The 7,789-nt window shown below is 60.3% G+C and carries 7 protein-coding genes; 3 read left to right on the plus strand and 4 right to left on the minus strand.

Going from position 1 to position 7,789, the window contains the following annotated elements; genetic code table 11:
* Window positions 1–21 precede the first annotated feature (21 nt).
* The 4 genes from sdhA to PQR53_RS23400 all read right to left on the minus strand — a co-directional run bounded on the left by sdhA (window position 22) and on the right by PQR53_RS23400 (window position 3,549).
* Window positions 22–1,797, minus strand: coding sequence for a succinate dehydrogenase flavoprotein subunit (gene sdhA, locus PQR53_RS23385; protein ID WP_323044595.1), 1,776 nt, complete (start codon window positions 1,795–1,797; stop codon window positions 22–24).
* Between the two features lie 4 nt (window positions 1,798–1,801).
* Window positions 1,802–2,170: a succinate dehydrogenase, hydrophobic membrane anchor protein gene (gene sdhD / locus PQR53_RS23390; RefSeq protein WP_408459029.1), complete on the minus strand. Its 369-nt coding sequence runs from the start codon at window positions 2,168–2,170 to the stop codon at window positions 1,802–1,804.
* 4 nt (window positions 2,171–2,174) lie between these two features.
* Window positions 2,175–2,591, minus strand: a complete 417-nt coding sequence (gene sdhC, locus PQR53_RS23395) for a succinate dehydrogenase, cytochrome b556 subunit (RefSeq protein WP_054034790.1) — start codon at window positions 2,589–2,591, stop codon at window positions 2,175–2,177.
* A 157-nt stretch (window positions 2,592–2,748) separates the two neighbouring features.
* Window positions 2,749–3,549, minus strand: coding sequence for a GntR family transcriptional regulator (locus tag PQR53_RS23400; protein ID WP_408459032.1), 801 nt, complete (start codon window positions 3,547–3,549; stop codon window positions 2,749–2,751).
* Window positions 3,550–4,130: 581 nt separating this feature from the next.
* Here PQR53_RS23400 and PQR53_RS23405 point away from each other — a divergent pair.
* The 3 genes from PQR53_RS23405 to prpC form a co-directional block, all read left to right on the plus strand.
* Window positions 4,131–5,114 (plus strand): malate dehydrogenase, encoded by a 984-nt coding sequence (locus tag PQR53_RS23405; RefSeq protein WP_154557955.1) that lies wholly within the window; start codon window positions 4,131–4,133, stop codon window positions 5,112–5,114.
* Between the two features lie 350 nt (window positions 5,115–5,464).
* On the plus strand, window positions 5,465–6,481 hold the full coding sequence (locus PQR53_RS23410) for an HpcH/HpaI aldolase/citrate lyase family protein (RefSeq protein ID WP_408459034.1): 1,017 nt from the start codon (window positions 5,465–5,467) through the stop codon (window positions 6,479–6,481).
* A 160-nt stretch (window positions 6,482–6,641) separates the two neighbouring features.
* Window positions 6,642–7,789: bifunctional 2-methylcitrate synthase/citrate synthase (prpC, locus tag PQR53_RS23415; RefSeq protein WP_408459037.1), on the plus strand; the 1,148-nt coding region annotated here is incomplete at its 3' end.

Here is a 7,789-nt window from a genome sequence, read left to right on the forward strand (position 1 = left end):
TGAATTCCTTTGACTTGTGCCTTAGAAGGTACGCGCTTTCGGCGGCACCGATTCGACGGTCAGCGGTTTCATATGAACCGGCTTGTAGTCGAGGCGATCGCCTTCGCTGAACCACAGCGTATGGCGCAGCCAGTTTTCGTCATCGCGATGTTCGAAGTCGTCTTGCGCGTGCGCGCCGCGGCTTTCCTTACGCGCTTCGGCGGAAACCATCGTGGCGCGTGCCACTTCGATCAGGTTTTCCACTTCCAGTGCTTCGACGCGCGCCGTGTTGAACACCTTCGACTTGTCTTTCAGGTAGATGTTGTTGACACGTTCAGCCACTTCGCGAATTCGCTCGACGCCTTCGGCCAGCAGCTTCGACGTGCGGAACACGCCGGCGTGCGCCTGCATCGTGGAACGGATCTCGGCCGCGACGTCTTGCGAGTATTCGCCCGACGAGGACTTCTCCAGCTTGTCCAGACGCGCCAGCGAGAAATCAGCGGCGTCGGCCGGCAACGGCTTGTGATCCTTGATTTCCTTCACATGCTTGACGATGTGGTTGCCGGCCGCGCGGCCAAACACCACCAGGTCGAGCAGCGAGTTCGTGCCGAGACGGTTTGCGCCGTGCACCGACACGCATGAGCATTCGCCCACGGCGTAGAAACCGTTGACGACTTCCTCGTGACCCTTCGACGTACCCACGACCTGGCCGTTGATGTTCGTCGGAATACCGCCCATCTGATAGTGGATGGTCGGCACAACCGGGATCGGCTCTTTAATGCAGTCGACGTTCGCGAACTTCATGGCGATTTCGCGAATCGACGGCAGACGCTTCATGATCGTCTCGGCGCCGATGTGCGACAAATCGAGCAGCACGTGATCCTTGTTCGGACCCACGCCGCGACCTTCCTTGATTTCCTGGTCCATCGAACGCGAAACGAAATCCCGCGGCGCCAGATCCTTCAAGGTAGGCGCGTAGCGTTCCATGAAACGCTCGCCGTTCGAATTGCGCAGAATGCCGCCTTCGCCGCGCACGCCTTCGGTAATCAGCACGCCCGCGCCGGCCACGCCGGTGGGGTGGAATTGCCAGAATTCCATGTCTTGCAGCGCGATGTTCGAACGCGCAGCCATGCCCAGGCCGTCACCGGTGTTGATGAACGCATTCGTGGACGCCGCGAAGATCCGGCCCGCGCCGCCCGTGGCGAACAGCGTGGTCTTGCCTTCGAGGATATAAACGTCGCCGGTTTCCATTTCCAGCGCGGTCACGCCGAGCACGTCGCCGTCGGCGTCGCGGATCAGATCCAGCGCCATCCATTCGACGAAGAACTGCGTCTTGGCCGCAACGTTTTGCTGATACAGAGTGTGCAGCAGGGCGTGACCGGTACGGTCAGCCGCCGCGCAGGCGCGTTGCACCGGCTTTTCGCCGTAGTTGGCCGTATGGCCGCCGAACGGACGCTGGTAAATCGTGCCGTCCGCATTGCGGTCGAACGGCATACCCATGTGTTCCAGTTCGTAGACAGCGTTCGGTGCTTCACGGCACATGAACTCGATCGCGTCCTGGTCGCCGAGCCAGTCGGAACCCTTGATCGTGTCGTAGAAGTGATAGTGCCAATTGTCTTCGCTCATGTTGCCGAGCGAGGCGCCGATGCCGCCCTGGGCAGCGACCGTGTGCGAACGCGTCGGGAACACCTTGGACAGCACGCAAACCGACAGACCGGCGCGCGCGAGTTGCAGCGAAGCGCGCATCCCCGAGCCGCCTGCGCCGACGATAACCACGTCAAACTTGCGACGCGGCAGAGAATTCTTGATTGCAGCCATTCTTTTACACTCTCCAGAGAATCTGCGCAGCGTAGCCCGCACATGCGAGCAGCCAGACGATCGTCAGCGCCTGAAGCAACAGGCGGATACCAACGGGCTTCACATAGTCCATCCAGATGTCGCGGATACCAACCCACGCGTGATAGAACAGCGACAGCAGCGTGACGAACGTGGCGAGCTTCATCCATTGCGTGGCGAAGATCGACGCCCAGCCGTCATACGAGAAATCGCGCGCGCCGAAGAACCAGGCGAGCAGGATCACCGTATAGACCGCCATGATGCAAGCGGTGATGCGTTGCGCGAGCCAGTCGCGCAGACCGTAATGCGCGCCAACGACGAGACGCTTCGGACCGATTCGGTTATTAGCTGCCATTTTTTTAGAATGCTCCGAAGAGTTTGAGCGCGAAAGCAATCGTCAGAAGCGACGAAACGACCAGCACTACGATGGAGGTTTGCTTGCCCTTCTCTTTAGTCGTGAGGCCGTGGCTCGTGTCCATGAACAGGTGACGGACACCCGCGCAGAAGTGGAACAGGAAGGCCCACGCGAGAACGAGCGTGATGAGCTTGACGATGATGTTGGAGAGGAAGCCCTTGAAGACTTCGAAACTAAGTTCGGAAGTCAGGCTCTGATCGAAGAGGTACAGCAGGAACGGAAGAAAAACAAAAAGCAGCCCACCGCTTAAGCGGTGCAAGATCGACACACGCCCCGCTAGAGGGAGACGGTATGCCGTCAAAATCTGCCCGATACCGATGTTCCGGAATTCCGGCCTCGGTTTTTTTACGGCTTCAGCCATGCTAGACCCCTACTATGTAGTCACACTAATCCGCAATTTTAGCGCCTTTTCATATCGCGCTGCAGCGAAAACCACGACAGGTCCGTTACAGCGTGCGCGATAAAGGCGCCTTCAAACAGGCGCGCGCGTGGGACGCGGCGCCTTTTTTCATCCCGCTTCAGCTCAGATCGTTCTGATAGTAATACCCGGTTGTGACATACCAGCCACGACGCACCTCAACCGGCCGGTCACCATATGTATAAGACACGCGTTCGACCGACAGCAGCGGAAAACCCGCCGGCACGTGCAACAGATCGGCGACCGCTGGCTCGGCTGCGACCGCGCGGATCTTCTCCGTTGCGCGGATCATGCGCGTGCCGAATTCAGTCTCGAACATTGCATAGAGGGGACCTTTATACTCCGACAGCCGCTCGAGCGTGAGCCCGCGGAACACCGCGCCGGGCAACCAGATTTCGTCGAGTACGGTGACTTCGCCGTCGAACTGCAGCAAGCGCTTGATCAGCACTACCGGATCGGCGGGCTTCAGATCGAGTTGCCGGGCGATGTCCGCCGAAGCGCGCAAGCGCCGGCATTCAAGCAGGCGGCTGACGTGCGGGTGTTCCGCGCCGTCATCGGCCAGTAATCTGAGGAAGCGAAACTGGGCGCGGTCTTCGTTGTGCGTCGCAACAAAAGTGCCCTTGCCCTGGCGGCGCACCAGCAGGTTGTCGGCGGCAAGCTCGTCGATTGCTTTGCGCACTGTTCCCTGACTGACCTTGTATCTGGCCGCCAATTCGACTTCACTAGGAATGATCTCGCCAGGTTTCCATTCACCGCTTTCGAGGCTTTGCGTAATCAAGCCCTTGATCTGCTGATACAAGGGGCTGAAAGTGGGCGACGTAGCGGGTGTGGCAGCGGATACACCCTCGCCGGCGGCCCCTTGGCCGTTCGGATTCACGGTGTTCGCCTGGTTCGAAGTCATCCGCGCATTTCATCATAAAGGGCCGGGCCGCGTCTAGGGTTTTCCCCGCAATAGATATGTCTTATATAAGACATAAGATAATGTTGACTTTGTGCCAGACGACTCCTACACTCCTTGTCGAGCAAGGGTTTGCGGGGTTTTCGGCGGCTGTTTTGCACGATGCAATACAGCGCCGCAACGCACCGGCGGCCACTCTGCACCATGCCGTTCCCACGCAGTCCAGGTTTCGATCCGCCGCCCTTCGTTGGTCAGACGCTTGCCGAAACGCGCTGTTTGCAGGAGCCCGCACCGTGCAGCGGCTACCCGGCGCAACATGCCCCGCCCCCGCTCTCTCAAGAAAACATCGGGCCGTCCCAGGTTTTCTTGCCCCATCGGGGGACCTGGCGCGAAGCGCCAGGTTGGGGGCATGCTGTAGTACAGGTTTCCGGCATGGCGGTCTTGCCGCAGCGCCGCACAGTCTCGGCACATTTCGAGGCCGTACGCGAACAGTGAATTCCGCCGTGTTTCACAACGCTTCGCTGAACGCGCATATAGAATGGCGTTTTCCCTAGCGTCTAACGCATCGTCCTGGAGATTTCTCAATGGCTAAGCCCGCAAAGCGCGTTGCCGTCACCGGCGCCGCAGGTCAAATCGCTTACTCCCTGCTGTTCCGCATCGCCAATGGCGATCTGCTGGGTAAGGATCAGCCGGTTGTCCTGCAACTGCTCGACCTGCCGCAAGCGCAAGGCGCCGTCAAAGGCGTCGTGATGGAACTGGATGATTGCGCATTCCCGCTGCTGTCGGGTGTCGTGATCACTGACGACCCGAAGGTTGCATTCAAGGATGCCGACGTTGCCCTGCTGGTTGGCGCACGTCCGCGTTCGAAAGGCATGGAGCGTAAAGACCTGCTGTCGGCAAACGCCGAAATCTTCACGGTTCAGGGCAAGGCGCTGAACGAAGTCGCCAGCCGCGACGTGAAGGTGCTGGTGGTCGGCAACCCGGCCAACACGAATGCTTACATCGCGATGAAGTCGGCGCCGGATCTGCCGAAGAAGAACTTCACCGCAATGCTGCGTCTGGACCACAACCGCGCGCTGTCGCAACTGGCCGCCAAGTCGGGCAAGCCGGTCGCTTCGATCGAAAAGCTGGCAGTGTGGGGCAACCACTCGCCGACCATGTACCCGGATTTCCGCGTTGCAACGGCTGAAGGTCAAGACCTCACCAAGCTGATCAACGACGAAGAATGGAACCGCAACACGTTCATCCCGACCGTCGGCAAGCGCGGCGCAGCGATTATCGAAGCGCGCGGCCTGTCGTCGGCGGCGTCGGCTGCCAACGCTGCAATCGACCACGTGCGTGACTGGGTGCTCGGCACGAACGGCAAGTGGGTCACCATGGGTATCCCGTCGGACGGTTCGTATGGCATTCCGGAAGACATCATCTACGGTGTGCCGGTTACGTGTGAAAACGGCGAATACAAGCGTGTTGAAGGTCTGGCAATCGACGCGTTCTCGCGCGAAAAGATGGACGGCACGCTGAACGAACTGCTTGAAGAGCGCGAAGGCGTTCAACACCTGCTCGGCTAAGCGCCTGAGGCAGATGAACCGGAACTCGTGAGTAAACGCCGGGCCGCTCCAGGTTTTCCGCTGCGCAGAAAGTCCCCCCGCCCCGAAGCAAGTCCCCTTGGGGGATTGGGGGGTCCCCTCTCAGGGGGCTTGGTGCGAAGCGGCAGGTCTGGAGCGTCACTGCAGCGGGCTCCGGTTTTTTACATGCGAATGCAGGTGCGGCGCTGCAATCTGCGGCTGATTCCGCAGATCGCCATGCCGGCATTCACATCTGATCCGAACGCGTTTTGAACGGGTGCTCGACGGTGACCGAACAGAACGCATCCGCATCAGATTTTCTCTAAACACAACCCACGCCCCTGACGCCGAAGATGCGCGCCCTCACACCCGCCGAAGTGCTGTTTGACGGCGAAGTGCCGCCCGCTGTGCTGCCTGCCTGCGATCACTACGCCGGCAGCGAGAAGCTGATGCTGAAATCGCTGGCATTGCAGCAGCAACTCGGCCCTGTGTTCGACATCACACTCGATTGTGAAGACGGCGCGCAGGTCGGCCGGGAAGCCGAACACGCGGAGCTGGTCGCGTCGCTGCTGGGCAGCGGGCACGACCATTTCGGCCGCGTCGGCGTGCGAATCCACGACTTCGATCATCCGCACTGGCGCGACGATGTCCGCCTCATTCTGCGCGCCGCCAGGCGAGCGCCCGCTTACATCACCCTGCCGAAGATCCGCAACGTGCCCGATGCCGCCGAGATGGTCGCGTTCATCGAAGCGACGCGCAGCGAGCTCGGCATTGCGCAGCCGGTACCGGTGCAATTGCTCGTCGAAACCCATGGCGCGTTGACGCGTGTGTTCGATCTGGCCGCGCTGCCGGGCGTCGAAGCGCTGAGCTTCGGGCTAATGGACTTCGTTTCCGCGCACGACGGCGCGATTCCCGATACCGCGATGCGCTCGCCCGGTCAGTTCGATCATCCGCTGGTTCGGCGTGCCAAGCTCGAGATCTCGGCGGCCTGCCATGCATACGGCAAAGTGCCGTCGCATAACGTCAGCACGGAAGTTCGCGACATGAGCGTAGTCGCGAATGACGCCACGCGCGCCCGCAACGAGTTCGGCTACACGCGCATGTGGAGCATCCATCCGGCGCAAATCGAGGCGATCGTCGCCGCGTTTGCCCCGCGTGACGAGGAAATCGTCACTGCCACCGAAATTCTGCTGGCTGCCCAGTCGGCGCAATGGGGACCGACGCGCTATCACGACACGCTGCACGACCGGGCAAGCTATCGCTACTACTGGTCCGTACTGCGTCGCGCGCAGTCCACTGGCCGCACCGTCCCGCAAGACGCCGCACCACTCTTCACGAAAGTGGGCGCTAACGGGCAAACCGAATCATGAGCATGACGGCCAACGCTACAACCGGCGCGGCAGCGCTGCACAGCGCCCACGCGTGCCGCCATGCCAGCGGATCGCAGCATCGTTTGGCTTTGTTGAAAACAGGCGTCGAATACGCGATTCAACCAGAAGCATTGAGCAGGCACAAAGGAGATTGCGGGAGATGAGCGAGACTACGCAAACCGCCGGTGCACAAGGCGAGAACGAATCCAAAAGCGGCTTCAAACCGAAGAAATCCGTGGCGCTATCCGGCGTGACGGCTGGCAACACCGCTTTATGCACGGTCGGCAAGACCGGCAACGATCTGCATTACCGTGGTTACGACATTCTCGATATCGCGACCTCATGCGAATTTGAAGAAATCGCGTATCTGCTGGTCCACGAAAAGCTGCCCACGCAGGCCGAACTGACCGCCTACAAGATCAAGCTCAAGGCGCTGCGCGGCCTGCCCGCGAATGTGAAAGCCGCGCTGGAATGGATTCCGGCCGCCGCACATCCGATGGATGTGATGCGTACGGGCGTCTCCGTGCTCGGCACCGTGCTGCCGGAGAAAGACGACCACAACCTGCCGGGCGCTCGTGATATCGCCGACAAGCTGATGGCCTCGCTCGGTTCGATGCTGCTGTACTGGTACCACTATTCGCACAACGGCAAGCGCATCGAAGTCGAAACCGATGACGATTCGATCGGCGGCCATTTCCTGCATCTGCTGCACGGTGTAGAACCGTCAAAGTCGTGGGTCGACGCGATGCACGTGTCGCTGAACCTGTATGCCGAGCATGAATTCAACGCGTCGACATTCACTGGTCGCGTGATCGCCGGCACGGGTTCGGACATCTATTCAGCGATTACCGGCGCAATCGGTGCACTGCGCGGCCCGAAACACGGCGGCGCGAACGAAGTCGCGTTCGAAATCCAGTCCCGCTATCAGACGCCGGATGAAGCTGAAGCCGATATCCGCAAGCGCGTCGAGAACAAGGAAGTGGTGATCGGTTTCGGCCACCCGGTGTACACGATCTCCGATCCGCGCAACAAGGTCATAAAGGAAATCGCGAAGAAGCTGTCGAAGGAAGCGGGCAACAACAAGCTCTTCAATATCGCCGAACGTCTCGAGTCGGTGATGTGGGACGCGAAGAAGATGTTTCCGAATCTCGACTGGTTCAGCGCGGTCTCGTATCACATGATGGGCGTGCCTACCGCGATGTTCACGCCGCTCTTCGTGATCGCCCGCACGGCAGGCTGGAGCGCGCACATCATCGAGCAACGGATCGACAACAAGATCATTCGTCCGAGCGCGAATTACACCGGACC

Origin of the sequence: Paraburkholderia fungorum, assembly GCF_046027605.1 — a bacterium.
Classification (GTDB): domain Bacteria; phylum Pseudomonadota; class Gammaproteobacteria; order Burkholderiales; family Burkholderiaceae; genus Paraburkholderia; species Paraburkholderia fungorum_F.

What these genes read in the sequence shown, in the direction of transcription:
- PQR53_RS23410 (WP_408459034.1), top strand. Translation starts at nt 5,465, where the DNA reads ATGCGCGCCCTCACACCCGCCGAAGTGCTGTTTGACGGCGAAGTGCCG.
- PQR53_RS23400 (WP_408459032.1), bottom strand. Translation starts at nt 3,549, where the DNA reads ATGACTTCGAACCAGGCGAACACCGTGAATCCGAACGGCCAAGGGGCC.
- sdhA (WP_323044595.1), bottom strand. Translation starts at nt 1,797, where the DNA reads ATGGCTGCAATCAAGAATTCTCTGCCGCGTCGCAAGTTTGACGTGGTT.
- sdhC (WP_054034790.1), bottom strand. Translation starts at nt 2,591, where the DNA reads ATGGCTGAAGCCGTAAAAAAACCGAGGCCGGAATTCCGGAACATCGGT.
- sdhD (WP_408459029.1), bottom strand. Translation starts at nt 2,170, where the DNA reads ATGGCAGCTAATAACCGAATCGGTCCGAAGCGTCTCGTCGTTGGCGCG.
- PQR53_RS23405 (WP_154557955.1), top strand. Translation starts at nt 4,131, where the DNA reads ATGGCTAAGCCCGCAAAGCGCGTTGCCGTCACCGGCGCCGCAGGTCAA.